Raw genomic sequence first — 25,652 nt, forward strand, 5'->3', positions numbered from 1 at the left:
AAGCGGCCGAACGCATCGCCCGCGTGCTGCACAACGACCCGGCCACCGGCGTGATGCGCCATGCCGACGCCGGGTATGAAATCGCCATCGACTGCGCCAACGAACAGGGCCTGAACCTGCCGATGATTAACGGCTGAGCTGTATTTTGCTGACGCGCGTGCGCAGGCGTGGATCCGTCCCCCTGCGAGCACGTCAGCCCACAACAAAAACATCATTTATCAACACGCGTGAAGGAGTATTAACGTGCTTGAGTTAAACCTGATTCCCGGCCAGCTGAGCCTTGCCCAACTGCGAGACATTTATCAGCAGCCAGTGGTCCTCACGCTGGATGAACGTGCATCGGCGCAGATCGATGCCAGTGTCGCGTGTGTTGAACAGATTCTTGCCGAAAACCGCACAACTTACGGCATCAACACCGGTTTCGGACTGTTGGCGTCGACCAAAATCGCCAGCGATGACCTCGAAAACCTTCAGCGTTCGTTGGTGTTGTCCCACGCAGCGGGGATTGGTGAGCCGATCAGTGATGCGCTGGTGCGCCTGATCATGGTGCTCAAGGTCAACAGCCTGAGCCGCGGTTTCTCCGGTATCCGCCGGGTGGTGATCAATGCCTTGATCGCGCTGATCAATGCCGAGGTCTATCCGCATATTCCGCTCAAAGGTTCGGTCGGCGCATCGGGTGACCTGGCGCCCTTGGCGCACATGTCGCTGGTGCTGCTGGGCGAAGGCAAAGCGCGCTACAAAGGTGAATGGCTGGACGCACGTGCTGCCTTGAAACAGGCCGGTCTGGAGCCGTTGACCCTGGCCGCCAAAGAAGGCCTGGCGTTGCTCAATGGCACGCAAGTGTCCACCGCCTTTGCGCTGCGCGGCTTGTTTGAAGGCGAAGACCTGTTTGCCGCGGCCATGGCGTGTGGCGGCCTGACTGTTGAGGCGGTGTTGGGTTCGCGCTCGCCGTTCGACCCGCGCATTCACGCCGCGCGTGGTCAGCGTGGGCAAATCGACGCTGCTGCCATATATCGCGACCTGCTGGGCGACAGCAGTGAAGTGTCGCTGTCCCACAAGCACTGCGACAAGGTGCAGGACCCGTACTCCCTGCGTTGTCAGCCACAGGTGATGGGCGCCTGCCTGACCCAGTTCCGTCAGGCGGCCGAGGTGCTCGGTATTGAGGCCAACGCTGTGTCGGATAACCCGCTGGTGTTCGCCGAGCAGGGCGACGTGATTTCCGGCGGTAACTTCCACGCCGAGCCCGTGGCCATGGCAGCCGACAACATGGCGCTGGCCATCGCTGAAATCGGCTCGCTGAGCGAGCGTCGCATCTCGCTGATGATGGACAAACACATGTCGCAACTGCCGCCGTTTCTGGTGGGCAATGGCGGCGTCAACTCCGGTTTCATGATTGCTCAAGTGACCGCCGCAGCTTTGGCCAGCGAGAACAAAGCGTTGTCCCACCCCCACAGTGTCGATAGCATTCCGACGTCGGCGAACCAGGAAGACCACGTGTCCATGGCGCCTGCTGCGGGCAAGCGCTTGTGGGAAATGGCTGAAAACGTGCGCGGTGTATTGGCTGTCGAGTGGCTGGCGGCTTGTCAGGGGCTCGACTTGCGCGATGGCCTGAAAACCTCGCCGAAGCTGGAAATTGCGCGCACCACGCTGCGTGAAAAAGTGGCGTTCTATGAAAAAGACCGTTTCTTCGCCCCGGACATCGATGCGGCCATGCAACTGCTGGCCTCGCGTTGCCTGAACGCGCTGGTGCCTGCGCGGATGCTGCCAAGCCTGTAATCACGTCGCCGCAGAGGGCCTTGAGCCCTCTGTGCGGTGGTGTGCGCCGACAAAAATAATTAAGGACGCGCGAAATGCACAAGCAAGCTCAAGGTTTGAAGCGCGGGCTGACGGCTCGCCACATCCGTTTCATGGCGCTGGGTTCAGCGATCGGGACGGGGTTGTTTTACGGTTCGGCTGCGGCCATCCAGATGGCTGGCCCCGCGGTCTTGCTGGCGTACCTGATAGGTGGCGCCGCCGTATTCATGGTCATGCGCGCACTGGGCGAAATGGCCGTGCGCGATCCGGTGTCCGGGTCGTTTGGCCATTACGCCAGCACCTATTTGGGCCCGATGTCGGGGTTCATCCTCGGTTGGACCTACGCGTTTGAAATGATCATCGTGTGCCTGGCCGACATCACGGCATTCGGCATTTACATGGGGTTCTGGTTCCCCGACGTGGCGCGCTGGATCTGGGTACTGGGCATCGTGCTGCTGATTGGCGGCCTGAACCTGTGCAGCGTCAAAGTCTTTGGCGAGATGGAATTCTGGCTGTCGCTGCTCAAAGTCGCCGCCATCGTGGCGATGATTCTGGCCGGTTTCGGCATCATGCTGTTTGGCATCGGCAGCGCGGGCAGTGCAGACGCCGCCGCGACCGGGATCAGCAATTTGTGGTCGTTTGGCGGCTTTATGCCCAATGGCGTGGGCGGGTTGATTGCCTCGTTTGCGGTGGTGATGTTCGCGTTCGGCGGCATTGAAATCATTGGCATCACGGCCGGTGAGGCCAAAGACCCGCAACGTGTGATCCCCAAAGCGATCAACGCCGTGCCGTTGCGTATCTTGCTGTTCTACGTGCTGACCCTGTTTGTACTGATGGCCATTTACCCTTGGACGCAGATCGGTAGCCAGGGCAGTCCGTTTGTACAAATTTTCGACAGCCTGGGCATCAGCTCGGCGGCGACCCTGCTCAATATCGTGGTGATTACTGCGGCGGTGTCGGCGATCAACAGCGACATCTTCGGGGCGGGTCGCATGATGTATGGCCTGGCCCAGCAAGGCCATGCGCCAAAAGGCTTCGCACAGATTTCGCGCCATGGCGTGCCGTGGATGACCGTGCTGGTGATGGGCGTGACGTTGCTGGCCGGTGTGGTACTCAACTACCTGATCCCGGAAGACATCTTCCTCATCATTGCCTCGATTGCGACCTTCGCCACGGTGTGGGTGTGGCTGATGATTCTGGTCACGCAAATCGCCATGCGCCGCTCGATGACGGCCGAAGAAGTGGCGCAGCTCAAGTTTCCGGTGCCATTCTGGCCGTATGCTCCGATAGCGGCCACGGTGTTCATGGTGTTTATCTTCGGCGTGCTGGGCTACTTCCCTGACACCCGTGCGGCATTGATTGTGGGCGCCGTCTGGATTGTATTGCTGATCGTGGCGTATCGGTTGTGGGTAAAACCGTTGGCCGGGCATGTGGTCAAAGCCCAGCCCGAGTTGTCCTGATCCCAACGTTTAACGGCGGAGTGAGTGAATGAAAACGCTTTGGCAGCACTGCAATGTCGCAACCATGGCCGAGGGTGCGTACTCGATCATCGAGGACGCCGCCATTGTGACGTGTGAAGGCTTCATTGAGTGGATCGGCCCGAGGCTGCACGTGCCCCACGGTGAGTACAGCCAGACCCATGGCCTGGAAGGCGCGTGGGTGACGCCGGGCCTGATCGATTGCCACACGCACACGGTGTTCGGCGGCAACCGCAGCGGTGAGTTCGAGCAGCGTCTGCAAGGCGTCAGCTATGCCGACATTGCGGCCGCCGGGGGCGGAATTGCCAGCACCGTGCGTGCGACCCGTGCTGCCAGCGAGGAGGAATTGTTTGCTAGCGCGCGTCAGCGCTTGATGTGTCTACTGCGCGATGGTGTGACCAGCGTCGAGATCAAATCCGGCTACGGTTTGAGCCTTGAAAGCGAGCGCAAAATCTTGCGCGTGATTCGCCGTCTGGGCGACACGCTGCCGGTCACGGTGCGCAGTACCTGTCTGGCGGCCCACGCATTACCGCCCGAGTACAAGGACCGTGCAGACGACTACATCGATCTGATTTGCAACGAAATGCTCCCCGCGCTGGCAGCCGAAGGGTTGGTCGACGCCGTGGATGCCTTCTGCGAATACCTGGCGTTCTCCCCGGCGCAGGTGGAGCGGGTGTTCAAGGTGGCGCAGGGCTTGGGGTTGCCGGTCAAGCTGCACGCCGAGCAACTGTCGTCGCTGCACGGCTCCAGCCTTGCGGCGCGCTATCACGCGTTGTCGGCGGACCATCTGGAGTTCATGACCGAAGAAGACGCCATGGCCATGGCGGCGGCGGGCACTGTCGCGGTGCTGTTGCCGGGCGCGTTTTATTTCCTGCGTGAGACCCAGTTGCCGCCGATGCAGGCCCTGCGCAAGCACGGTGTGAAAATCGCCATCGCCAGCGACCTCAATCCGGGTACTTCGCCTGCGTTGTCATTGCGTTTGATGATGAATATGGCCTGCACCCTGTTTCGCATGACGCCTGAAGAAGCGCTGGCAGGCGTGACCCTGCACGCGGCCACGGCGTTGGGGATGGGCGAGACCCATGGCTCGCTGGAGCCGGGCAAAGTGGCGGATTTCGTGGCCTGGAATATAGATCGCCCGGCGGACCTGGCGTACTGGTTGGGCGGTGATCTGGATAAACGCGTCGTGCGCAACGGCGCCGACGTAGTGCTTTAGGAGAAACGCGTGTGGAAAAGGTTCTGACATTCAAACAAGGCCGTGTGCCATTGCTGATTAGCATGCCCCACGCGGGACTGCGCCTGACGCCAGAGGTCAAGGCCGGGCTGATTCCCGAGGCGCAAAGCCTGCCCGACACGGACTGGCACATTCCCAGGCTCTATGCGTTCGCGAGCGAGTTGGGGGCCAGCACACTAGCGGCCGAGTATTCGCGTTTTGTGATTGACCTCAACCGCCCGCAGGACGATGCGCCGATGTACGTGGGCGCGACCACCGGGTTGTTCCCGGACACGCTGTTCACCGGGGTGCCCTTGTTTCGCGAGGGGTTGGCGCCTTCGAAGGCAGAGCGCGCGACGTACCTTGAGCAGATCTGGAAGCCCTATCACCAGACCTTGCAGCAAGAACTGGCGCGACTTAAAGCCGAGTTCGGCTATGCATTGCTGTTTGATGCGCATTCGATCCGTTCGTACATCCCGCACCTGTTTGACGGCAAACTGCCGGACTTCAACCTGGGGACGTTCAATGGCGCCAGCTGCGATCCGCACGTGGCGACTGAGCTGCAAGGGATTTGCGCCGAACACCGGGCCTACAGCCATGTGCTGAACGGCCGTTTCAAGGGAGGGCATATCACTCGTCATTACGGCAACCCGACGGACAACATTCATGCCGTGCAACTGGAGTTGGCGCAGAGCACCTATATGGAGGAGTTTGAACCGTTTGATTACCGCGAGGATCTGGCAAAGCCCACGCAGGTGGTGCTCAGGCAATTGCTGGAGCGGTTTATCGCGTGGGGACATGAGCGCTATGGGCGTGCCTGAAGTGACAGGCCGTCAGCTGGACCCTCGTGCGCAGGGGTGAGGGCCAGGGCATCGTGTGGCTCTTCAACCCTGGCTTCTATAAGGGCATGCTCATTCCTGCGAATCGGGTTTATGATGCCAGACGGCACATTTTTTGAAGTCCCCCACAGGGATGACCTCAACCCCATGGAGCGCGCAATGCAGACCTTGTTCCCGCAGATCAAACCCTACGCCCGGCACGATCTGGCTGTCGATGGGCCGCATGTTCTTTATGTCGATGAAAGCGGTTCGCCCGATGGCCTGCCGGTGGTCTTCATTCACGGGGGGCCGGGCTCGGGCTGTGATGCCAACAGTCGCTGCTATTTCGACCCCAGCAAGTACCGCATCATTACGTTCGACCAGCGCGGGTGTGGGCGCTCCACCCCCCACGCCAGCCTTGAAAACAACACCACCTGGGATCTGGTCGCCGACATGGAGCGGATCCGCTCGTATCTGGGGATCGAGAAATGGGTGCTGTTCGGTGGCTCGTGGGGCTCGACGCTGGCGCTTGCCTACGCGCAAAGCCACCCGGAAAGCGTGCATGGTCTGATTCTGCGCGGGATCTTTTTGGCCCGCCCGCAAGAAATTGAATGGTTCTACCAGGCCGGGGCCAGCCGCCTGTTTCCCGACTATTGGGAAGACTACCTGGCGCCTATCGCTGAAGACGAACGCCATGATTTGCTCACGGCCTACTACAAGCGCCTGACCGGCAATGATCAGATCGCGCAAATGCATTGCGCCAAAGCCTGGTCAACGTGGGAAGGGCGCACCGCCACGCTGCGGCCCAATGCGCAAGTGGTGGAACGCTTTTGCGAGGCCCAGCGTGCGTTGTCGATTGCGCGCATTGAATGCCATTACTTCACCCATAACGCGTTCCTTGAGCCCAACCAGCTGATCCGTGACATGTCCAAGATTGCGCATTTGCCGGGCGTGATCGTGCATGGGCGCTATGACGTGATTTGCCCGCTGGATAACGCATGGGCGTTGCATCAGGCCTGGCCGGACAGCGAGCTGCAGATCATCCGCGAAGCAGGCCACTCCGCCACTGAACCCGGAATTACCGACGCACTGGTCAGGGCCACCGAAGAGATGGCGCGTCGTCTGCTCAACCTGCAACCGGATGAAGCATGAAGGGACTTTTACAACGGGTGACCGGCGCGCGGGTTGAAGTGGCGGGGGAGATCGTCGGTTCGATTGATCAAGGGTTGATGGTGCTGGTGGCTGTCGAACCCGGCGACACCGGGGCCAATGCCGCGAAGCTGCTGCACAAGCTGCTCAATTACCGGGTGTTCAGCGATGCCGACGGCAAAATGAACCTGTCATTGGCGGATATCGGCGGCGGTTTGCTGCTGGTGTCGCAGTTCACGCTGGCCGCCGACACCCAAAGTGGCCTGCGGCCGAGTTTCTCTACGGCTGCGCCACCGGCTCTGGCCGAATCGTTGTTTGACCACCTGCTGAGCGAGGCAAAACGGCTGCATCCGAACGTGGCAGCAGGCCGTTTTGGTGCCGATATGCAGGTGCATTTGGTCAATGATGGCCCCGTGACATTTTTGTTACAAACCTAAAACCCTGAAAAACCGTAATTTCGTCAGAAAACAGGGTTTTTTAAGCACAAATACTTGCTGTCACTAGATGCGTTGTAACGCGGGCTACTAGATAATCGCGCGCTACACAGAGACTAATCCGGCGCGTTGGGGGAATCATTCATTCCTTTGAAGGTCGGAACAGTGCTCGCCAACCCGGCATTCAATCGCTGGCGGTTGGTTTCATCATCTGTATTCGGCGAGGTTTGCTCGTGATTGTTAGTCCATTTAATGCACCAAAAAAGTCTGCCAAGCGGTTACGCAACGCACTGGTGACGGGCTCTGCGCTCTTTTGCTTGTTCGGTGCGGGTCAACTGTGGGCATTCAGTCTGGATGACGTGGCGGCGGAGGCTAAAACCCTCGCCGAGCAGAAGTACCAAGCTCCGCGCAGCAATCTGCCTAACGAATTTCGCGACATGAAGTTCGCGGACTACCAGAAGATTCGTTTCCGCAACGAGAAAGCGCAGTGGGCTGACGACAAAACGCCTTTCAAATTGTCGTTCTATCACCAGGGCATGCATTTCGACACGCCGGTGAAAATCAACGAAGTCACCGCCACCAAGGTGGAAGAGATCAAGTACGACGCCAGTCGTTTCGATTTCGGTGATGTGCAATTTGACCCGAAAGCCACCGAGAACCTCGGTTGGGCGGGCTTCCGCGTCCTTTATCCGCTGAACAAAGCCGATAAGCAGGACGAAGTCATGACCATGCTCGGCGCCAGTTATTTCCGCGTTGTCGGTAAGGACCAAACCTACGGCCTGTCGGCTCGTGGTCTGGCCATCGACACCGCTTTGCCGTCCGGCGAAGAATTCCCGCGTTTCACCGAGTTCTGGATTGAACGTCCGAAAGCCGGTGACAAGCATCTGGTGATTTTCGCCCTGCTGGATTCGCCCCGTGCTACCGGCGCTTACCGCTTCACGCTGCGCCCGGGTGTCGACACGGTGGTCGACGTCAAGGCGCAAATGTTCCTGCGTGACAAAGTCGGCAAGCTGGGCATCGCCCCGCTGACCAGCATGTACCTGTTCGGCGCCAACCAGCCGTCCAAAGTGCTCAACTACCGCCGCGAACTGCACGATTCGTCGGGCCTGGCGATTCACGCCGGCAACGGTGAGTGGATCTGGCGTCCGCTGAACAACCCCAAGCATTTGTCGGTGAGCAACTTCTCGGTTGAAAACCCGCTGGGCTTTGGCCTGCTGCAACGCGGCCGTGATTTCAGCCACTACGAAGACCTCGACGACAACTACCACAAGCGTCCAAGTGCCTGGATCGAGCCACAAGGCGACTGGGGCAAGGGGACGGTGGATCTGGTCGAAATCCCGACCGCTGACGAGACCAACGACAACATCGTTGCGTTCTGGAGCCCGGAAACTCAGCCTGAGCCGCTCAAGCCTTTCGACTTCGCTTATCGCCTGCACTGGACGATGGACGAAGCCGCCCTGCACCCTAAAGACAGCGCCTGGGCCCAGCAAACACTGCGCTCGACCGGTGACGTCAAGCAGTCCAACCTGATCCGTCAACCGGATGGCAGCGTGGCTTACCTGATCGACTTCGAAGGCCCGTCGCTTGAGAAGTTGCCAGCAGACGCCGCCGTGCGCAGCCAGGTCAGCGTGGGCGATAACGCCGAGCTGGTGGAAAACAACCTGCGCCACAACCCGGAAACCAAGGGCTGGCGTTTGACGTTGCGCTTGAAGGTCAAAGACCCGAGCAAGTCCACCGAGCTGCGTGCCGCGCTGGTCGCCGATGAAGAACCGGCCCCTGCCGCCCCGCTGACCAAGGCCGAGAAAGCGGCGGCCAAGGCTCAGGAAAAGAAAGAACAGCACAAAGCCAAGGACGCCAAAGCGCCTGCGGCCGAAGCTGTCCCAGCCACACCAGCGCCAGTCAAGACTGAAAAAGTCCTGACCGAGACCTGGAGCTACCAGTTGCCAGCCGATGAGTAATGCTCACGCAGAGTCAGTCTCGCTCAGCGAGTACCTGGCGCACCTACCCTTGAGCGATGAGCAGCGCGCCGAGCTGGCCAGTTGCACATCGTTCGAGGCGTTGCACGAGCGCCTGTCGGCCCATCACGACGTGAGCACCGCCGAGGCCGCTCAGGCGTCGGTGGGCTCGCGCCTTAAACTCAGTTCGGCGCAAGCGCTGGAAGATGCCGAAATGCTCGGCGTCGATGCCAGCGGCCGAGTGATGCTCAAGGCCACGCCGCCGATTCGTCGCACCAAAGTGGTGCCCGAGCCGTGGCGCACCAATATCCTGGTGCGTGGCTGGCGGCGCCTGACCGGACGCAGCAATCCGCCGGCACCGCCCAAAGATGAACGCGTGTTGCCCAAGGCGCGCTGGCGCACGGTGGGTTCGATCCGCCGTTACATCTTGCTGATTCTGATGCTCGGCCAGACCATCGTTGCCGGCTGGTACATGAAAGGCATCATGCCGTATCAGGGCTGGTCGTTCGTCGATCTGGACGAAGTGATCCATCAGCCGCTGCTGCAAACCGCGCAGCAAGTACTGCCGTATGCGCTGCAAACCAGCATTCTGATTCTGTTCGGGATTCTGTTCTGCTGGGTATCGGCGGGTTTCTGGACCGCCCTGATGGGGTTTCTGGAACTGCTGACCGGTCACGACAAGTACCGCATCTCGGGCGCCAGCGCCGGTAATGAGCCGATCCCGCAAGACGCTCGCACAGCGTTGGTCATGCCGATCTGTAACGAAGACGTGACCCGCGTGTTTGCGGGCTTGCGTGCAACGTACGAATCGGTGGCTGCCACCGGCGACCTGGACCGTTTCGACTTCTTCGTCCTCAGTGACAGTAACGATCCGGACATCTGCGTGGCTGAACAGCAGGCCTGGCTGGATGTGTGCCGCGAGACCGGAGGCTTCGGGCGGATTTTCTATCGCCGTCGCCGTCGCCGTGTGAAACGTAAAAGCGGCAACCTCGACGACTTCTGCCGTCGCTGGGGCGGCGATTACAAGTACATGGTGGTGCTTGACGCCGACAGCGTGATGAGCGGCGAATGCCTGACCAGCCTGGTGCGCTTGATGGAAGCCACACCGGACGCGGGCATCATTCAGACCGCGCCACGGGCGTCGGGCATGGACACGCTGTATGCGCGCATGCAGCAGTTCGCCACGCGGGTCTACGGCCCACTGTTTACGGCCGGTCTGCACTTCTGGCAGTTGGGTGAATCCCACTACTGGGGCCACAACGCCATCATCCGCATGAAGCCTTTTATCGAGCACTGCGCCCTCGCGCCGTTGCCGGGCAAAGGGGCGTTCGCGGGTGCGATTCTGTCCCACGACTTCGTTGAAGCGGCGTTGATGCGCCGTGCGGGCTGGGGCGTGTGGATTGCCTACGACTTGCCGGGCAGCTATGAAGAATTGCCGCCCAACTTGCTGGACGAACTCAAGCGCGACCGTCGCTGGTGCCACGGTAACTTGATGAACTTCCGCCTGTTCCTGGTCAAGGGCATGCACCCGGTTCACCGGGCCGTGTTCCTGACGGGCGTGATGTCCTACCTGTCGGCGCCGTTGTGGTTCTTCTTCTTGCTGCTGTCGACGGCGCTGCTGGCGGTCAACACGCTGATGGAGCCGCAGTACTTTATGGAACCGCGTCAGCTCTACCCGCTGTGGCCGCAGTGGCACCCGGAAAAAGCCGTGGCGTTGTTCTCGACCACCATCGTGCTGCTGTTTTTGCCCAAGTTGCTGAGCATCATCCTGATCTGGGCCAAAGGCGCGAAACAGTTTGGCGGCAAGTTCAAGGTCACGCTGTCGATGCTGCTGGAGATGCTGTTCTCCATGCTGCTGGCGCCGGTGCGCATGATCTTCCACACCCGTTTCGTACTGGCTGCATTTTTGGGCTGGGCCGCGACGTGGAACTCGCCACAACGTGACGATGACTCCACGCCGTGGAGCGAAGCGGTACGTCGCCATGGGCCGCAAACTCTGCTGGGTGCAGCCTGGGCGGCCTTGGTGTTGTGGTTGAACCCGAGCTTCCTGTGGTGGTTGGTGCCGATTGTGGGTTCGTTGATGTTGTCGATCCCGGTGTCGGTGATTTCCAGCCGTGTGAAGCTGGGCCTCAAGTCCCGTGACGCCAGCCTGTTCCTGATCCCTGAGGAATACGCGCCGCCCCGTGAGTTGTCGGCCACCGCCGAATACACCCACGAAAATCGTTACCACGCCTTGCATGACGGGTTTATCCGTTCAGTGGTGGACCCGCAGCAGAACGCGCTGGCCTGTGCATTGGCCACGTCGCGTCACCGTCAGGCCGAACCGATTGAATGGTTGCGTGCCGAGCGGGTGCGTCACGCCCTGAAAGTCGGACCTGGCGGTCTGAACAACAACGAGCGCATGGCGCTGCTGAGCGACCCTGTCGCCCTGGCACGCTTGCACGCGTTGGTGTGGGACGAAGGCCATGAAGACTGGCTCAACGCGTGGCGTGAGTCGATCGCCGCTGATCCTCACGCGCCGTTGTTGCCGTTGCAACCGACCGCTTGATGCAGACAAAACCCCACTTCGGTGGGGTTTTTTTGGGCTTTTTACGGTGCGTCTGAAGTCGCCACCGGCGCCGGCGAGGCGAGATACCGCCAGCCGTTATCACAAAGGCCCACAGGCGTTAGCGCACCCTTCGTCAGCAATGGCGGGTACATATCCCGGCGTGCGCTGCGCTTTTCTTACGCAAAACCTTTGTGCTCTCTCTGCTCTGAGTTAGCATCCGTCTCCGAGTGGGCGAATGCCCGGCTGTGTTGGCTTTGAGTATCGGGCCCACCGTTGGCCAACGCCTTTATTGAGTAGGTTCCGGGGAGTTGATGATGAAGAAGTTTCTGTCGAAACTGATGTTCGGTGTCACTGCACTACTGGCGGTCAGCGCAGCCCACGCAGGCGCGATTGATGATGCGGTCAAACGCGGCACGTTAAAGGTGGGCATGGACCCCACCTACATGCCGTTCGAAATGACCAATAAGCGTGGCCAGATTATTGGTTTCGAAGTGGACTTGCTCAAAGCCATGGCCAAGTCCATGGGCGTCAAGCTGGAGCTGGTTTCCACCGGCTATGACGGCATTATCCCGGCGTTGATGACCAACAAATTCGACATGATCGGCAGCGGCATGACCCTGACCCAGGAACGCAACCTGCGCCTGAACTTCAGCGAACCGTTCATCGTGGTCGGTCAGACCCTGCTGATCCGCAAGGAACTGGCTGACAAGGTCAAAAGCTACAAAGACCTCAACGACCCGCAATACCGCCTGACCTCGAAGCTGGGCACCACAGGCGAAATGATCGCCAAAAAGCTGATGTCCAAGGCCCAGTACCACGGCTATGACAACGAGCCTGAAGGCGTACTCGACGTGGTGAACGGCAAGGCCGATGCCTTTGTTTACGACGCGCCTTACAACGTGGTGGCCGTTAACAAGTTCGGCGACGGCAAACTGGTGTTCCTCGATCAGCCGTTCACCTACGAGCCATTGGCCTTCGGTCTGAAGAAGGGCGACTACGACAGCCTTAACTTCATCAATAACTTCCTGCACCAGATCCACGAAGACGGCACCTACGATCGCATCCATGACAAGTGGTTCAAAGACACCACTTGGCTCAAAGACATGGAATAAACGCGGTCTCCTGTAGTCGCTGCCCAAGGCTGCGCCAAGGCCCGAAGGCCTTCTGCTATCAGGGCTGTCACGCAGCCCATTGCAGCCTGCGGCAGCGACCCCACACAGTCTGCCGCGCTGACCTCGACGGAAATATTGCAACGTGATCAAACAAAAAAAAGCACAGTGGCCCTGGCACGTGTTGACCGTGCTGGTGCTCATCGGTCTGGCGGGCGCGCTGTATTACGCCACCTCGCTGATGTCCTACGAGTGGCGCTGGAACCGAATTCCGCAGTACTTCGTCTATCAGGCGGAGGAAGCTCAGCGAGCTGCTGAAACCTCGACCGTGATCGAGCTGGTGCGCCAAGGCGATCAGGCTGAAGTGGTGTTGCGCGCCGATGATGGCACCGAGCAACGCCTGACAGTGGCCGACAACAGTGTGCAACTGGCTGAAGGCGACGACGTTGCCGAAGGCGATGTGATTGGCGTGACCCGGCACTGGGCCGCTGGCCCGTTGTTGCTGGGGTTGTGGACCACCGTGTGGTTGTCGTTGGTGTCGGGGGTGCTGGGCCTGATGATTGGTCTGACCACCGGCCTGTGCAGGCTGTCGAATAACCCGACCCTGCGCGACCTGTCGACCCTGTACGTCGAGCTGGTACGGGGCACGCCCCTGCTGGTGCAGATTTTCATCTTCTACTTCTTCATTGGCACCGTACTCAACCTGTCCCGCGAGTTTGCCGGCATTGCCGCGCTGTCGTTGTTCACGGGGGCGTACGTGGCTGAAATCGTCCGTTCGGGCGTGCAGTCCATTGCACGTGGGCAAAACGAAGCGGCGCGTTCGCTGGGGCTCAATGCCACCCAGTCGATGCGTTACGTGGTGTTGCCGCAAGCCTTCAAACGCGTGCTGCCCCCGCTGGCCGGGCAGTTCATCAGCCTGGTCAAAGACACCTCGCTGGTGTCGGTGATTGCCATTACCGAGCTGCTCAAGAGCGGGCGCGAAGTCATTACCACCTCGTTCTCGCCGTTCGAGATTTTGTTCTGCGTGGCGGGCCTGTACCTGTTGATCAACCTGCCGCTGTCCAACCTGGCCAGCCGTCTTGAGCGGAGGCTCGCGCAAAGTGATTGAAGTCCGCGAACTGGTAAAAGTCTTCGACACCCGCGGGCAGGTTGTTCGCGCGGTGGATAACGTCAGCACCACGGTTGCCAAGGGCGAAGTGCTGGTGGTGATTGGCCCGTCCGGGTCGGGCAAGTCGACGTTTTTGCGGTGTTTGAATGGCCTGGAAGATTTCGATTCGGGCTCGGTCAGCATCGACGGGGTCGACCTCGCCAACCCGAAAACGGACGTGAACGCCTACCGTCGTGAAGTCGGCATGGTGTTCCAGCATTTCAACTTGTTCCCCCACATGACCGTGCTTGAGAACCTGTGCCTGGCGCAGAAAGTCGTGCGCAAACGGGGCAAGGCCGAGCGCGAAGCCAAGGCCCGTGCCCTGCTGGAAAAGGTCGGTATCGGGCAGAAAGCCAATGAATATCCGTCGCGCCTCTCGGGTGGACAGCAGCAACGGGTGGCCATTGCCCGCGCGCTGGCGATGGAGCCCAAGGTCATGCTGTTCGACGAGCCGACCTCCGCGCTTGACCCGGAGATGGTCGGTGAAGTGCTGGACGTGATGAAAACCCTGGCGCTTGAAGGCATGACCATGGTTTGCGTGACCCACGAAATGGGGTTTGCCCGGGAAGTGGCCAACCGCGTGTTGTTCTTTGATCACGGCAAATTGCTTGAAGACTCTGCTCCGGAGGACTTCTTCAACTCGCCCAAAGACCTGCGTGCCCAGGCGTTTTTGCGGCAGGTGCTGTAAACGTCGCCCTCACCTTGGCCCCCTCCCTTTGAGGGAGGGCTGGGGTGAGGGCAGCGGCCTGTCTACACTTTGAAGCGTCCCACCAACCCTTGCAAATGCGTGCCCAGCCGCGCCAATTCGATGCTCGATGCAGCCGTTTCTTCACTGGCGGCGGAGGTCTGCTCTGACACATCGCGCACGTTCAATACGCTGCGGTTGATCTCATCAGCCACCGCACTTTGCTGTTCGGCAGCCGCCGCGATCTGCTGGTTCATCCCCTGAATGGTTGAGACCGTGCGTTTGATGTTGCCCAGCGACTCACCCGCGCGACGGGTCAGCTCGACGCTGCTGTCGGTCAGGCTGCGGCTGCTGTCCATGCTGCTGGCCACTTGCAACGTGCCGCTTTGCAGGCCCGCAATCAGCTCTTCGATTTCTTCAGTCGATTGCTGAGTACGTTGCGCCAGGCTGCGCACTTCATCGGCCACGACGGCAAAGCCGCGTCCCGCTTCGCCCGCCCGTGCCGCTTCAATGGCTGCGTTGAGCGCCAGCAAGTTAGTTTGCTGGGCCACGGACTTGATCACGTCCAGCACGCTACCGATTTTGTCGCTTTCGCGTTTGAGATGGCTCATGGCCTCGGTGGAATTGCCGACTTCCATCGCCAATTTCTCGATCTGGGCGATGGCTTCCCCCACGACCTTGTCGCCTTCACGCGCCTGTTGGTCGGCGGCGACCGCCGCTTCGGACGCTTCTTCGGCATTGCGCGCCACTTCCTGCACGGTGGCGGCCATTTCATGCATCGCGGTGGCCACCTGGTCAGTTTCGACCTTTTGGCTGTTGACCCCGGCGCTGGTCTGCTCCGTCACGGCTGACAGCTCTTCGGCTGCACTGGCGATCTGCGTCACGCCCTCGCAGATGCCACCAATCAACTCGCGAAGGCCCACAGTCATGCGCTGTACGGCGCGTTGCAACTGGCCCATTTCATCGCGGCGCGGGGTGTCGTAGTTGTGCGTCAGGTCGCCTGCAGCCACGCGCTCGACGGTGATCAGGGTTTGACGCAACGGGATCACAATCTGGCGTGTGATGCTCCACGCCGCGATGACGCCCAGCAGCAGCGCCAGCACGGTGCAGCCGAACAACAGGTTTTTCGCGTGCTGGCTGTCGATATCACGCTTGGCAGTTTGCATGCCCGAGAGTTGTTTACTCAGGTCGATCAGCGTATTACCCAGTGCCTGCATGCGCGTTAAGGTCTGCGCGTTGGCAATTTGCGCGTCACGAAAGCTGGTAACCGCGGCGCGGTAGTCTTGCAGCGATTGGTTGGCTTGCTGCAAGTTGACGGTGTACTCAACGGGCAGTTTGCCAGCCAGCTGAGTGGCGTATTTGATGGCGTTGTCGATGGCGTCCATCGCCGGCTGTTCGGCTGCGGGTTTGCCGCTGTAGGTGTAGCCTCGCACCTGGAAACGGGCTTGTTGCAGCAATTTGCTCAGTTCGATCACGCTGTTGAACTGCGCCAGGTTGTCGCCTTGTAGCAGAGATTTTTCGATGTCCGCGACCTTGGCCACCGCGTTGTCAGCGGTCGCACCCAATTGGGTGCGGCTGTTCTCGCGTGTCTGGCTGGCTTGAGTTATTTCAGTGACGGCGCGGCGATAGTCAGCGACAGCCGTCAATTGTTGTTGCACCAGCGCGATGTCCGCAGGTTGTGTGAGTTGGTGGCGGGCCTTTTCCAGCACCTCGTCCAGCTCGGTCAAGCGGCCGTTGAGGTCGGCGGGGCCGTGTTCGCCCCTGTCCATTTCGTAAGTCATACGGGCGATGCGTAAGTCTTTGGTCAGGGCGATGATTTTGGAGATATTCGCCAGTTTGTCGCCGCGATCGATCACGGACACCAGGCCGTTCCAGCCGGTAGCGGTAATCAGCAGGGTCAACAGCAATACCAGGCCAAAGCCCAGGCTGAGTTTACGATTGACGCTGATATTGCCTAGCGTGTGGGCCAACCAACGGTACATGGCGGTGCTCCTTTTTTGACCGAATCGACTCCATGGCAGGCTGTCCAGTGCATCGCGGTCTTTTTATTAGTTCTCAGGTCATCGGCACGCCCGCGCAGAACTGTAAGCACCGATGGTCAGACTGTGACGTACATCGCAGGCTTTATGCCATCACGCGTGTAGTCGCTGTCGGCCAACGCGAAGCGGCAAGGGGTGGCACACACCACTTCGCGCTAAGGCGTTACACCTTGAATCGACCCACCAACCCTTGCAGGTGAGTGCCCAGCCTGGCCAGTTCAATGCTGGAGGCTGCGGTTTCTTCGCTGGCGGACGCCGTTTGCTCGGATACATCGCGCACGTTGAGCACGCTGCGATTGATTTCTTGCGCCACGCTGCTTTGCTGTTCCGCGGCGGCTGCGATTTGCTGGTTCATGCCCTGAATGGTCGACACCGTGCGGGTGATGGTGCTCAACGAAGCACCGGCGCGGCGCGTCAGTTCGACACTGCTGTCGGTCAGCACGCGGCTGTTGTCCATGCTCGCGGAGACCCGTTGGGTGCCGGTTTGCAGGCCGACAATCAGCTCTTCGATTTCTTCGGTGGACGCCTGAGTGCGTTGCGCAAGGCTGCGCACTTCATCGGCCACCACGGCAAAGCCGCGACCTGCCTCGCCTGCGCGGGCCGCTTCGATGGCCGCGTTGAGGGCCAGCAGGTTGGTTTGTTGTGACACCGACTTGATGACATCGAGCACGCTGCCGATCTTGCCGCTTTCCTGCCGCAGGTGCGTCATCGCGTCAGTGGATTTTTCGACTTCGGCGGCCAGATGCTCGATCTGCTCGATGGCCTGAGCCACGACCGTGTCACCTTCGCGCGCTTGCTGGTCGGCGGTGACGGCGGCCACCGATGCATCTTCAGCGTTGCGCGCCACCTCCTGCACGGTGGCGGCCATTTCATGCATCGCCGAGGCGACTTGATCGGTCTCGTCTTTTTGGCTGTTGACCCCGGCACTGGTCTGCTCGGTCACCGCGGACAGCTGTTCAGCGGCGCTGGCGATCTGGGTCACGCTGTCGCAGATGCCGCCGATCAGCTCCCGCAGCTCGCCGGTCATGCGGGCAATGGCGTTCTGCACCTGACCCAGTTCATCACGGCGTTGCGTGGGGTGATCCTGCGTCAGGTCGCCTGCGGCCACGGCTTGCACGATGCGCAGGGTGTGTTGCAGCGGGTTGACGATTTGGCGGGTAATCAGCCAGGCCGCCAATGTGCCCAACACCAGTGCCAGCGTGGCGCACAGGGTCAGTGCGGTCTTGGCTTGTTGCGCATCGCTGTCGCGTTTCTCGGTTTGCAGGTCAGCCAATTGATGGCTGACGTCCACCAGGCTGTCGCCCAGGGTTTTGAGGGTGCTCTGTTGCTGATCGCTGAGCATTTGCGAGTCGCGAAACTGCACAAAGGTATCGCCGTAGCGCGTGAGTGCTTCTTTGATGTGTTGCAACGGGAGGGCGTATTCAGCGGGCAGGGTGGCCGACAGGCGGGTGAGTTGGGCCTGCGCCTGGTTGATCGCGTCCAGCGCCGGTTGCGCGGTATCCGCCGCGCCGCTGTAGGTGTAACCGCGCACGTGAAAGCGCGCATTTTGCACGGAGCGCGCCAGTTGATCGACCCGGTTGAGCAGGGCCAGGTCATTGCCTTTGAGCACATCCTGCTCAATGGCTTCGATGCGGGCCACAGCGCTGTCTGCACTGGCGCCCAGTTGCGTTCGGCTTACCTCGCGGGCCTGGGTAGCTTCATCGATCTGCCTGAAGATGGTTGTGTACTGTGCGACGGCCTGTAATTCCTGATGGATCAGGGCCAGGTCTTGCGACAAGACCAACTGCGTGCTGGCTTGCTTGAGGTTGTTTTCGATCCGGTTCAACAGATCGTTGACCTCGGCGGGGCCGTTTGCGCCGTTGTCTCGGTCGTAGGACACGCGGGCGATGCGCAGGTCTTTGACCAGCGCCACGGTGTCGGAAATGGTACTGAGCTTGTTGCTCCGATCGATGATCGACGCCAGCCCTATCCAGCCTGTGAGTGTGATTAACAGCGTCAGCATCAGCACCAGGCCGAAGCCCAGGCTGAGTTTGCGATGGACGCTGATGTTGCCAAGCGTGGTGGTCAACCAAGTATTCATGGTGATGCTCCTTATCTGATCGATTCACATCGATATAAGCCGTCCATGGCCACTGAGTATCTTTTGCGGAGCTTGGCTATCGGCCCCTAAGCGGTGAACTTGAGGGATTTATACGAAATGTACTGAATGCGAAATGTTTCAGAGCGCGGATCGCTGCCATTGCGGTGATGGGGGAGGCGCGAGGCTGTGGGCGGTTACAGCCTCAAAAAAGACGGGCAAGCAAGGCGGTGACGGCGGTTTCGACCCGCAAGATGCGAGCGCCCAGTTGCACCGGTTGCAACCCGGCGTTGGCCAGCAGGTCGATTTCATAGGGGATCCAGCCGCCTTCCGGGCCGATGGCCAGGGTTACGGCTTCATCCAGCCCGCGCGGGCAGGGCGGGTAATCGCCCGGATGGCCCACTAGCCCACGCGTGCCTTGCACCAGGGCAGGCAGGCGATCCTCGACAAACGGTTTGAAGCGCTTTTCGATGATGATCTCAGGCAACACGCTGTCGCGGGCCTGCTCCAGCCCGAGGATCAGTTGCTCGCGAATCGCCTCGGGCTCCAGGAACGGGGTCTGCCAAAAGCTTTTTTCGACCCGGTAACTGTTCACCAGTACCACCTTGGGCACGCCCATCGAGGCCACGGTTTGCAGCACACGGCGCAACATTTTTGGTCGCGGCAGGGCCAGCAGCAGGGTCAGGGGCAGTTTGGCCGGTGGCGGCTGGTCGAGGCTGTGTATCACCAGCTCAGCCTCTTTGGGCTCCAGGCGCACCAGCTCGGCGCTGCCCATCAAGCCGCCAATCCTACCCACGCGCAGGCTGTCACCGACAGCGGCACGGTGAACTTCCTGCATGTGCGTCAGGCGCCGATCACGCAGGATCACGCGGTCGGCGGCAATGAAGTCAGCCTCTTCGAGGAGCAGAAGGTTCACGCGTGCGGCGCTGGCGGTTGGGCGTTTTGGTCAGCCGGTTGCTCGTCTGCGTCATTGCCGCGTTTGTTTTTGCTGACCAGGCTGCCGAACAGAATGCCGATTTCAAACAGCATCCACATTGGGATCGCCAGCAGGGTCTGGGAGAAGATGTCCGGCGGGGTCAGGATCATACCGACCACAAAACAGCCGATGATCACGTACGGACGGATCTTGCGCAGGTATTTGACGTCGACAATGCCGATCCAGACCAGCAACACCACGGCCACCGGGATTTCAAAGGCCACGCCAAAGGCGAAGAACAGGGTCATGACGAAATCGAGGTAGCTGCTGATGTCGGTCATCATGGCCACGCCTTCCGGGGTGGCGGCGGCGAAGAACTTGAACACCAGCGGGAACACCAGGAAGTAGGCAAAAGCCATCCCGGCGTAGAACAGAAAGATGCTGGAGATCAGCAGCGGCACGGCGATGCGTTTTTCGTGCTTGTACAGGCCGGGCGCAATGAAGCCCCAGATCTGGTGCAGGATCACCGGGATGGCAATGAACAGCGAGACCATCATGGTCAGCTTGAGCGGCGTCAGGAAGGGCGACGCCACGTCGGTGGCGATCATCGTGGCGCCCACCGGCAGGTATTCACGCAGCGGGGTGGAGACCAGTGTGTAGATCTGCTGCGTGAAGGCGAACAAGCCGGCGAAGATGATGAAAATCGCCGCGATGCAACGCAACAAGCGGGTGCGCAGCTCGGTCAAGTGCGAGACCAGCGGCATTGGCTGGTCATTTTCAGGAATGTCGCTCATGCGCTTAAGGGGCTCGCGGTGGCAGGGTTGGGTCGTGTGGCGCTGCCGGTTCAGGCGCAGGTTCGGACGCGGTTTTGCTCAGGCTCACAGGCGCGGGGCTGGCGGGTTCGGCAGGCACGGCGGCGGGCGGCGCAGGCGGCTCGACCGGCGTGACCGGCTTCATGGCGTCCTGCAGGGGCGCCATGATCTTCTTGGCTTCCTCTTCCATCGACAGGATGTGTTCGTTGTGCAGTTGTCGACGGATTTCGTCGGCACCGATTTCACGTTCAACTTCCTGTTTGATCGCGTTGAAACTGCGTTTCAGGCGCCCGACCCACAGCCCTGCCGTGCGTGCGGCCCCCGGCAGGCGCTCGGGGCCGAGCACCAGCAGGGCCACGAGGCCGACGAGCAGCAGTTCACTGAAGCTGATACCGAACATGGGTTTTGGCTCACACGTCTTTACGGGTTGGCTCTTCGACTTTTTGGGCCTGCACGTCGATGGTGTGCGGCTCGTTCAGGGTCGAGGTGGTGTGCGGCTGCGGCGCGGCCGTTGGCTGCGCAGGTGGCACCACAGGCTCGGCCGGTTTTTCGTCGTCGTTCATGGCCTTGCGAAAGCCCTTGATCGATTCGCCGACATCAGTGCCGAGGTTTTTCAGTTTTTTGGTGCCGAAGACCAGTACCACGACTACCAGAATGACGATCCAGTGTTTCCAGTCAAAAATGCCCATGATCTGTTCCTTTGCAAAAGAGGTTAGGCGGACGGCCGTGAGGCTTTTTCCACGTGGCCGGAGGTGCCGATGCGACGCTCCAGTTCATCGAGTACAGCCTGCGGATGCTGCCCCAGTTGGGCGAGCATGATCATGCTGTGGAACCACAAGTCGGCGGTTTCGTAGATCACATCGCTGCAATCGCCGCTGATGGCAGCGTCCTTGGCGGCGATGATGGTCTCGACCGATTCTTCACCGACCTTCTCCAGAATCTTGTTCAAGCCCTTGTGGTACAGGCTGGCGACGTAAGAGCTGCCCGGTTCGGCATTCTTGCGCGCTTCGATGACTTGGGCAACGCGGCTCAAGGTGTCAGTCATGGGTGTGCCCTGCTTGGTAAATGGCGTGCGGGTCTTTCAGGACCGGATCAACGGTTTTCCACTCGGCGTTTTCGTACACGCGGTAGAAGCAGCTCTGACGTCCGGTATGGCAGGCGATGTCGCCGATCTGCTCGACCATCAGGATGATGACGTCGGCGTCGCAGTCCAGGCGCATCTCGTGCAGTTTTTGCACATGGCCCGATTCCTCGCCCTTGCGCCACAGCTTGCCACGCGAACGTGACCAGTAAATGGCACGGTTCTCGGCGGCAGTCAGGCTCAAGGCCTCGCGGTTCATCCAAGCCATCATCAAGACGCGCCCGGTTTTATGGTCCTGGGCAATCGCTGGCACCAGGCCGTCGTTGTCCCATTTGATCTCGTCCAGCCAGTCTTTCATGTATGACTCCGACAACGGGCCCGCACCTGATGGTCCGGACCGGCGAATGCACAGTTTGCCAGCCTCGCCTGGGGCTGGCTATCGGCGCACGATCAGATACAAGCCCACGGCCAGCATGATGCCAGCCGGCCAATAGCCCAGGGTGTGCAGCGGGCCAACGGAGGCCAACAAGGCACCTGCGGCCAAATGTCCCGCCCCGAGCAAACGCAAGAACCAGCTGTCCCGCGGCTCGGTCACGACCAACTTCTGGTTTTTCGCATGGGGCTGCGAGAGGCGCTCGAGCAGGTCGCGGGTCATGCCTGCCAGGTGCGGAATCTGCTCGACCTGGCTGTGCAAATTGCGCAGCAGGGTTTTCGGGCTGACGCGTTCGCGCATCCAGCGCTCAAGGAAGGGTTGCGCCGTGCTCCAGAGGTCGAGGTCGGGGTAAAGCTGACGCCCGAGGCCTTCGATGTTAAGCAGGGTTTTTTGCAGCAATACCAATTGCGGCTGGACTTCCATGTTGAAGCGCCGCGCGGTCTGGAACAGGCGCATCAGCACCTGGCCAAAGGAAATCTCTTTCAGCGGCTTCTCGAAGATCGGCTCGCACACGGTACGGATAGCGGCTTCGAACTCGTTGAGTTTGGTGTGCGCCGGCACCCAGCCCGAATCAATGTGCAACTGCGCCACACGGCGGTAGTCGCGCTTGAAGAACGCAAACAGGTTGCGCGCCAGATAGTCCTGATCTTCAGGCGTGAGGCTGCCGACAATGCCGCAGTCGATCGCGATGTACTGAGGACTCCAGGGGCTCACGGTGCTGACGAAAATATTGCCGGGGTGCATGTCTGCGTGGAAGAAGCTGTCGCGAAACACCTGGGTGAAGAAAATCTCGACGCCGCGTTCAGCCAGCAGCTTCATGTCAGTGCGCTGGTCAGCGAGGGCGGCCAGGTCCGTAACCTGAATCCCGTAAATGCGCTCCATGACCAAGACTTTCGGGCGGCACCAGTCCCAGTAAATCTGCGGTACATACAGCAGCGGCGAACCGTCGAAATTGCGCTTGAGCTGGCTGGCATTGGCCGCTTCGCGCAACAGATCGAGTTCGTCGTAAATGGTCTTTTCGTAATCGCTGACCACATCCACCGGGTGCAACAGACGCGCATCGGCGCTCAGGCGTTCGGCGGTCTTGGCCAGAATGAACAGCCAAGCCAGATCCGAACCGATGATCGGCTTCAGGCCCGGGCGAACCACCTTGACCACCACTTCTTCGCCGGTCTTGAGCTTGGCGGCGTGAACCTGCGCGACGGATGCCGAAGCCAGCGGTTCGATATCGAAGCGGCTGAACACGTCGCTGATGGTGGCCCCCAGTTGCTCTTCGATCAGCTTCACCGCCACTTGCGGGTCGAACGGCGGTACGCGGTCTTGCAGCAGCATCAACTCGTCGGCGATGTCGGGCGGCAGCAAATCGCGGCGGGTGGAGAGGATCTGCCCGAATTTGATGAAAATCGGCCCCAGATCCTGCAACGCCAGACGCAACGCAGCGCCGCGGCTCAGCTCAAGCTTTTTGCGCGGGAACCAACGCCACGGCAACACATAGCGCAACGACAGCATCCACCAGGGTAATGGCAGGGCGAATAGCAGGTCATCGAGTCGGTAACGAATGACAACGCGCTGGATGCGAAACAGGCGACGAATGGCAAGCAGCTTCATGCGGGATCGCTGGTATTGAGGGATCGAGAAAGGCGTTCAACACGCGCTTCGAGTCGGTCCAAGTCGAGTTTGAGTTGATCCAGTTCGTCAAAGCGCGCTTGCGCTTCACGTTCTCCGACCAAAGTGCGGGCTTCTTCGCTCAGGTATTCGGCCAGATTCTGATTCAGGCTGACGAACCCGTGTTGATACCAGTTGGCGCGGCTGCGCACATGACCGGCGATCAGGGCGGTCGCGACCGGGCCAATCCAGCGCGAAAGCTCGAACTCCCAGTCCAGCTCCAGATCTTGAAGGATGGCCGCCAGTTCCATCAGCACATGGCTGTCGCCTTCGAGGTCGACCTGCGGGCCATGTAACACAGCGGTTTTGTCTTTGCTCAAGGCCAGGTGCAGCAAGCTGGACGCCGGGGCGCGCAGGGTGCAATCGGCATCGGCTGCCCATTGGGCAGCCAGCAGCAAACCTTCATCGCTGGGCAGGATAAACAGGTGCAATGCGGGGCTCGCGCATTCAACCGCAATGACCTTGCCGGTCAAAGGCCGCATGCGCGCCAATGCAGTGCTGTCCAGGCGCAAGACACGGTTAACACCGCTCTCGACGCTGGCGAGAAGGCCGCTGAGCAACATCAGGGCTTGATGCCGCGATGCAGGGCAACAATGCCCGAGGTCATGTTGTGGTACGTCACGCGGTCAAAACCGGCTTCGACCATCATCGATTTCAGGGTTTCCTGATTCGGGTGCATGCGGATCGATTCGGCCAGGTAGCGGTAGCTTTCCGGGTCGTTGAGTACGAGCTTGCCAACCATGGGCATGAACGCGAACGAATAGGCGTCGTAGACCTTCGACATCAGGGCATTGGTCGGCTTGGAGAATTCCAGCACCAGCAGGCGACCCCCTGGCTTGAGCACGCGCAGCATCGAACGCAGGGCGTCTTCTTTGTGGGTCACATTGCGCAGGCCGAAAGCGATGGTCACGCAATCAAAGTAGTTGTCCGGGAACGGCAGCTTTTCAGCGTCGGCCTGAACAAACTCGATATTGCCCGCCACGCCTTTGTCCAACAGGCGGTCTCGGCCAACCTTGAGCATCGAGGCGTTGATGTCGGCCAGCACCACTTGACCGGTTGGACCGACCAGATGCGAGAACTTGCGTGCCAGATCGCCCGTGCCGCCCGCGATGTCCAGCACTTTGTTGCCAGGGCGAACGCCCGACAGCTCGATGGTGAAACGCTTCCACAGGCGGTGCATGCCGCCCGACAGAACGTCGTTCATCAGGTCATATTTGCCCGCGACGGAATGGAACACCTCAGCGACTTTTTCCGCTTTCTGGCTTTCCGGAACGTTTTTGAAACCGAAGTGCGTGGTGGGTTCGGCATCGCTGCCTTTGCGCTGATCAGTCATATCGCTGTCACCAAAAGAGAATGCTGGCCATTCTAATCCCGGTGGCCGACTTTGTCTTGGCGAGGGTCAATGTAAGTATAGTGAGCGGCTTATTTATGAGGAGAACCGCCATGGCGCACATCAACGTTGAACGCACCCACACCCTTGGCCTGGAGGTCGCACGCGTGAAGGCGCGGGACGTGGTTGCCAAGCTTGAGTCGCAATACGGGCTCAAACCTCAATGGTCGGGAGACAAGGTCGCCTTCAAGCGCTCAGGTGTGGATGGTGTGCTGGAGATCAGCGAGAACACCGTCAAGGTCGACGTGAAACTGGGCATGTTGATGTCAGCGATGAGCGGCATGATCAAATCTGAAATCGAGCGTTCGCTGGATAAAGCATTGGCTTGAAGAGGATACGGCTTGCTGCCCCTGCAGGTGAATGTCCAGACGGGCAGCAAGTGAACCGTGGTTCGCGTATTCATGTGTTAGCGCATTGCCCTTTGTTGTGTGAGAGTCATCAGCGATCAATGCACTATGTAGTGGTCTAATGAAACCGGACACCCATTTAGGCGAGAATGCTCGCCAGATCGAGGTGTCAGATGACCAAACAACGCCGCTCCTTTACTCCTGAATTCAAGCGCGAGGCTGCCGACCTTGTGCTCAAGCAAAACTACAGCTACATCGAAGCCAGCCGTTCACTCGGCATTGGTGAGTCGGCATTGCGCCGCTGGGTTGACCAGATTCAGAAAGAACATAAAGGCGTCACCCCGCAGAACAAAGCACTGACTCCTGAACAGCAAAAAATTCAGGAGCTGGAAGCTCGGATTGCTCGGCTTGAGCGAGAGAAATCAATATTAAAAAAGGCTACCGCGCTCTTGATGTCGGAAGATCACGAGCGTTCGCGCTGATTGACCAGTTGAGCGCACATGAGCCGGTTGATTGGCTGTGCAAGGTGTTTGACGTCACTCGCTCGTGTTACTACGCCCAG

The 25,652-nt window shown here is 60.0% G+C and carries 24 protein-coding genes and 3 pseudogenes; 14 read left to right on the plus strand and 13 right to left on the minus strand.

All coding sequences use genetic code 11. The features are described 5' to 3' along the window. From TU74_RS24310 to TU74_RS21820, 12 genes are all read left to right on the plus strand, one after another. Positions 1-137 (plus strand): hypothetical protein (locus TU74_RS24310; RefSeq protein ID WP_157315206.1); only part of this gene is annotated, 137 nt, incomplete at its 5' end. Between the two features lie 106 nt (positions 138-243). Then, a complete protein-coding gene (gene hutH, locus TU74_RS21770) occupies positions 244-1,776 on the plus strand; it encodes a histidine ammonia-lyase (RefSeq protein ID WP_047274865.1) in 1,533 nt (510 codons plus the stop codon). 74 nt (positions 1,777-1,850) lie between these two features. Next, on the plus strand, positions 1,851-3,254 hold the full coding sequence (locus tag TU74_RS21775; protein WP_048377655.1) for an amino acid permease: 1,404 nt from the start codon (positions 1,851-1,853) through the stop codon (positions 3,252-3,254). 28 nt (positions 3,255-3,282) lie between these two features. Continuing rightward, positions 3,283-4,488: an imidazolonepropionase gene (gene hutI / locus TU74_RS21780; protein WP_047272958.1), complete on the plus strand. Its 1,206-nt coding sequence runs from the start codon at positions 3,283-3,285 to the stop codon at positions 4,486-4,488. Between the two features lie 11 nt (positions 4,489-4,499). Then, the gene (gene hutG, locus TU74_RS21785) at positions 4,500-5,306 is read left to right on the plus strand and encodes an N-formylglutamate deformylase (RefSeq protein ID WP_047291423.1); all 807 of its coding nucleotides are present in this window, start codon (positions 4,500-4,502) and stop codon (positions 5,304-5,306) included. Between the two features lie 177 nt (positions 5,307-5,483). Beyond that, on the plus strand, positions 5,484-6,455 hold the full coding sequence (gene pip / locus TU74_RS21790; RefSeq protein ID WP_047291426.1) for a prolyl aminopeptidase: 972 nt from the start codon (positions 5,484-5,486) through the stop codon (positions 6,453-6,455). Next, a complete protein-coding gene (gene dtd, locus TU74_RS21795) occupies positions 6,452-6,889 on the plus strand; it encodes a D-aminoacyl-tRNA deacylase (RefSeq protein WP_047291427.1) in 438 nt (145 codons plus the stop codon). The genes pip and dtd overlap by 4 nt, the downstream gene beginning before the upstream one ends. A 287-nt stretch (positions 6,890-7,176) precedes the next feature. Beyond that, positions 7,177-8,844 carry a glucan biosynthesis protein G gene (locus TU74_RS21800; protein WP_193790975.1) on the plus strand — a complete coding sequence of 556 codons (1,668 nt, stop codon included), beginning with the start codon at positions 7,177-7,179 and terminating at the stop codon, positions 8,842-8,844. Continuing rightward, positions 8,837-11,389, plus strand: a complete 2,553-nt coding sequence (gene mdoH, locus TU74_RS21805) for a glucans biosynthesis glucosyltransferase MdoH (RefSeq protein WP_048377656.1) — start codon at positions 8,837-8,839, stop codon at positions 11,387-11,389. Before TU74_RS21800 ends, mdoH begins: the two co-directional genes overlap by 8 nt. A 314-nt stretch (positions 11,390-11,703) precedes the next feature. Then, on the plus strand, positions 11,704-12,501 hold the full coding sequence (locus TU74_RS21810) for a transporter substrate-binding domain-containing protein (protein ID WP_047272964.1): 798 nt from the start codon (positions 11,704-11,706) through the stop codon (positions 12,499-12,501). A 145-nt stretch (positions 12,502-12,646) separates the two neighbouring features. After that, positions 12,647-13,606, plus strand: coding sequence for an amino acid ABC transporter permease (locus tag TU74_RS21815; protein ID WP_420912173.1), 960 nt, complete (start codon positions 12,647-12,649; stop codon positions 13,604-13,606). After that, positions 13,599-14,333, plus strand: coding sequence for an amino acid ABC transporter ATP-binding protein (locus TU74_RS21820; RefSeq protein ID WP_047274878.1), 735 nt, complete (start codon positions 13,599-13,601; stop codon positions 14,331-14,333). The genes TU74_RS21815 and TU74_RS21820 overlap by 8 nt, the downstream gene beginning before the upstream one ends. A 62-nt stretch (positions 14,334-14,395) precedes the next feature. Here TU74_RS21820 and TU74_RS25150 read toward each other — a convergent pair whose 3' ends face one another. The 13 genes and pseudogenes from TU74_RS25150 to ubiE all read right to left on the minus strand — a co-directional run bounded on the left by TU74_RS25150 (position 14,396) and on the right by ubiE (position 24,686). Then, a complete protein-coding gene (locus TU74_RS25150) occupies positions 14,396-15,259 on the minus strand; it encodes a methyl-accepting chemotaxis protein (RefSeq protein ID WP_371264469.1) in 864 nt (287 codons plus the stop codon). Then, positions 15,254-16,312: pseudogene (locus TU74_RS25155) on the minus strand (methyl-accepting chemotaxis protein); the annotation flags it as partial. The pseudogene TU74_RS25155 and the gene TU74_RS25150, both read right to left, overlap by 6 nt. 220 nt (positions 16,313-16,532) lie before the next feature. After that, the gene (locus TU74_RS25160; protein ID WP_404940634.1) at positions 16,533-17,396 is read right to left on the minus strand and encodes a methyl-accepting chemotaxis protein; all 864 of its coding nucleotides are present in this window, start codon (positions 17,394-17,396) and stop codon (positions 16,533-16,535) included. Beyond that, positions 17,388-18,449 (minus strand): annotated as a pseudogene (locus tag TU74_RS25165) (methyl-accepting chemotaxis protein); the annotation flags it as partial. The gene TU74_RS25160 and the pseudogene TU74_RS25165, both read right to left, overlap by 9 nt. Positions 18,450-18,651: 202 nt before the next feature. Next, a complete protein-coding gene (locus TU74_RS21835; RefSeq protein WP_047272969.1) occupies positions 18,652-19,362 on the minus strand; it encodes a 16S rRNA (uracil(1498)-N(3))-methyltransferase in 711 nt (236 codons plus the stop codon). Continuing rightward, entirely contained in the window at positions 19,359-20,156 is a 798-nt protein-coding gene (gene tatC / locus TU74_RS21840) for a twin-arginine translocase subunit TatC (RefSeq protein WP_047274887.1), read from the minus strand. The genes TU74_RS21835 and tatC overlap by 4 nt, the downstream gene beginning before the upstream one ends. Before the next feature lie 4 nt (positions 20,157-20,160). Next, complete coding sequence (gene tatB / locus TU74_RS21845) at positions 20,161-20,574, minus strand: Sec-independent protein translocase protein TatB (protein WP_047272971.1); 414 nt, start codon at positions 20,572-20,574, stop codon at positions 20,161-20,163. A gap of 10 nt (positions 20,575-20,584) precedes the next feature. Next, positions 20,585-20,863 carry a twin-arginine translocase TatA/TatE family subunit gene (locus TU74_RS21850; RefSeq protein WP_019825245.1) on the minus strand — a complete coding sequence of 93 codons (279 nt, stop codon included), beginning with the start codon at positions 20,861-20,863 and terminating at the stop codon, positions 20,585-20,587. Between the two features lie 23 nt (positions 20,864-20,886). After that, positions 20,887-21,219, minus strand: a complete 333-nt coding sequence (locus tag TU74_RS21855) for a phosphoribosyl-ATP diphosphatase (protein ID WP_047272972.1) — start codon at positions 21,217-21,219, stop codon at positions 20,887-20,889. Further along, a complete protein-coding gene (gene hisI / locus TU74_RS21860; RefSeq protein WP_047272973.1) occupies positions 21,212-21,613 on the minus strand; it encodes a phosphoribosyl-AMP cyclohydrolase in 402 nt (133 codons plus the stop codon). The genes TU74_RS21855 and hisI overlap by 8 nt, the downstream gene beginning before the upstream one ends. A gap of 78 nt (positions 21,614-21,691) precedes the next feature. Further along, positions 21,692-23,296: a ubiquinone biosynthesis regulatory protein kinase UbiB gene (gene ubiB, locus TU74_RS21865; RefSeq protein WP_047272974.1), complete on the minus strand. Its 1,605-nt coding sequence runs from the start codon at positions 23,294-23,296 to the stop codon at positions 21,692-21,694. Then, positions 23,293-23,916 carry a ubiquinone biosynthesis accessory factor UbiJ gene (locus tag TU74_RS21870; RefSeq protein ID WP_048377660.1) on the minus strand — a complete coding sequence of 208 codons (624 nt, stop codon included), beginning with the start codon at positions 23,914-23,916 and terminating at the stop codon, positions 23,293-23,295. The genes ubiB and TU74_RS21870 overlap by 4 nt, the downstream gene beginning before the upstream one ends. Continuing rightward, positions 23,916-24,686: a bifunctional demethylmenaquinone methyltransferase/2-methoxy-6-polyprenyl-1,4-benzoquinol methylase UbiE gene (gene ubiE / locus TU74_RS21875; protein WP_047272976.1), complete on the minus strand. Its 771-nt coding sequence runs from the start codon at positions 24,684-24,686 to the stop codon at positions 23,916-23,918. Before ubiE ends, TU74_RS21870 begins: the two co-directional genes overlap by 1 nt. A 110-nt stretch (positions 24,687-24,796) precedes the next feature. Here ubiE and TU74_RS21880 point away from each other — a divergent pair, with 110 nt between their 5' ends. Then, complete coding sequence (locus TU74_RS21880; protein WP_047272977.1) at positions 24,797-25,072, plus strand: polyhydroxyalkanoic acid system family protein; 276 nt, start codon at positions 24,797-24,799, stop codon at positions 25,070-25,072. 191 nt (positions 25,073-25,263) lie between these two features. Beyond that, positions 25,264-25,652 (plus strand): annotated as a pseudogene (locus TU74_RS21885) (transposase); the annotation flags it as partial.

This window comes from Pseudomonas lundensis (assembly GCF_001042985.1).
GTDB lineage: Bacteria > Pseudomonadota > Gammaproteobacteria > Pseudomonadales > Pseudomonadaceae > Aquipseudomonas > Aquipseudomonas lundensis.

Coding starts and splice junctions, on each gene's coding strand:
- TU74_RS21775 (WP_048377655.1), top strand. CDS start 1,851: ATGCACAAGCAAGCTCAAGGTTTGAAGCGCGGGCTGACGGCTCGCCAC.
- hutI (WP_047272958.1), top strand. CDS start 3,283: ATGAAAACGCTTTGGCAGCACTGCAATGTCGCAACCATGGCCGAGGGT.
- pip (WP_047291426.1), top strand. CDS start 5,484: ATGCAGACCTTGTTCCCGCAGATCAAACCCTACGCCCGGCACGATCTG.
- dtd (WP_047291427.1), top strand. CDS start 6,452: ATGAAGGGACTTTTACAACGGGTGACCGGCGCGCGGGTTGAAGTGGCG.
- mdoH (WP_048377656.1), top strand. CDS start 8,837: ATGAGTAATGCTCACGCAGAGTCAGTCTCGCTCAGCGAGTACCTGGCG.
- TU74_RS21810 (WP_047272964.1), top strand. CDS start 11,704: ATGAAGAAGTTTCTGTCGAAACTGATGTTCGGTGTCACTGCACTACTG.
- TU74_RS25150 (WP_371264469.1), bottom strand. CDS start 15,259: ATGACTGTGGGCCTTCGCGAGTTGATTGGTGGCATCTGCGAGGGCGTG.
- TU74_RS25160 (WP_404940634.1), bottom strand. CDS start 17,396: ATGACCGGCGAGCTGCGGGAGCTGATCGGCGGCATCTGCGACAGCGTG.
- tatC (WP_047274887.1), bottom strand. CDS start 20,156: ATGAGCGACATTCCTGAAAATGACCAGCCAATGCCGCTGGTCTCGCAC.
- tatB (WP_047272971.1), bottom strand. CDS start 20,574: ATGTTCGGTATCAGCTTCAGTGAACTGCTGCTCGTCGGCCTCGTGGCC.
- TU74_RS21850 (WP_019825245.1), bottom strand. CDS start 20,863: ATGGGCATTTTTGACTGGAAACACTGGATCGTCATTCTGGTAGTCGTG.
- TU74_RS21855 (WP_047272972.1), bottom strand. CDS start 21,219: ATGACTGACACCTTGAGCCGCGTTGCCCAAGTCATCGAAGCGCGCAAG.
- hisI (WP_047272973.1), bottom strand. CDS start 21,613: ATGAAAGACTGGCTGGACGAGATCAAATGGGACAACGACGGCCTGGTG.
- ubiB (WP_047272974.1), bottom strand. CDS start 23,296: ATGAAGCTGCTTGCCATTCGTCGCCTGTTTCGCATCCAGCGCGTTGTC.
- TU74_RS21870 (WP_048377660.1), bottom strand. CDS start 23,916: ATGTTGCTCAGCGGCCTTCTCGCCAGCGTCGAGAGCGGTGTTAACCGT.
- ubiE (WP_047272976.1), bottom strand. CDS start 24,686: ATGACTGATCAGCGCAAAGGCAGCGATGCCGAACCCACCACGCACTTC.
- TU74_RS21880 (WP_047272977.1), top strand. CDS start 24,797: ATGGCGCACATCAACGTTGAACGCACCCACACCCTTGGCCTGGAGGTC.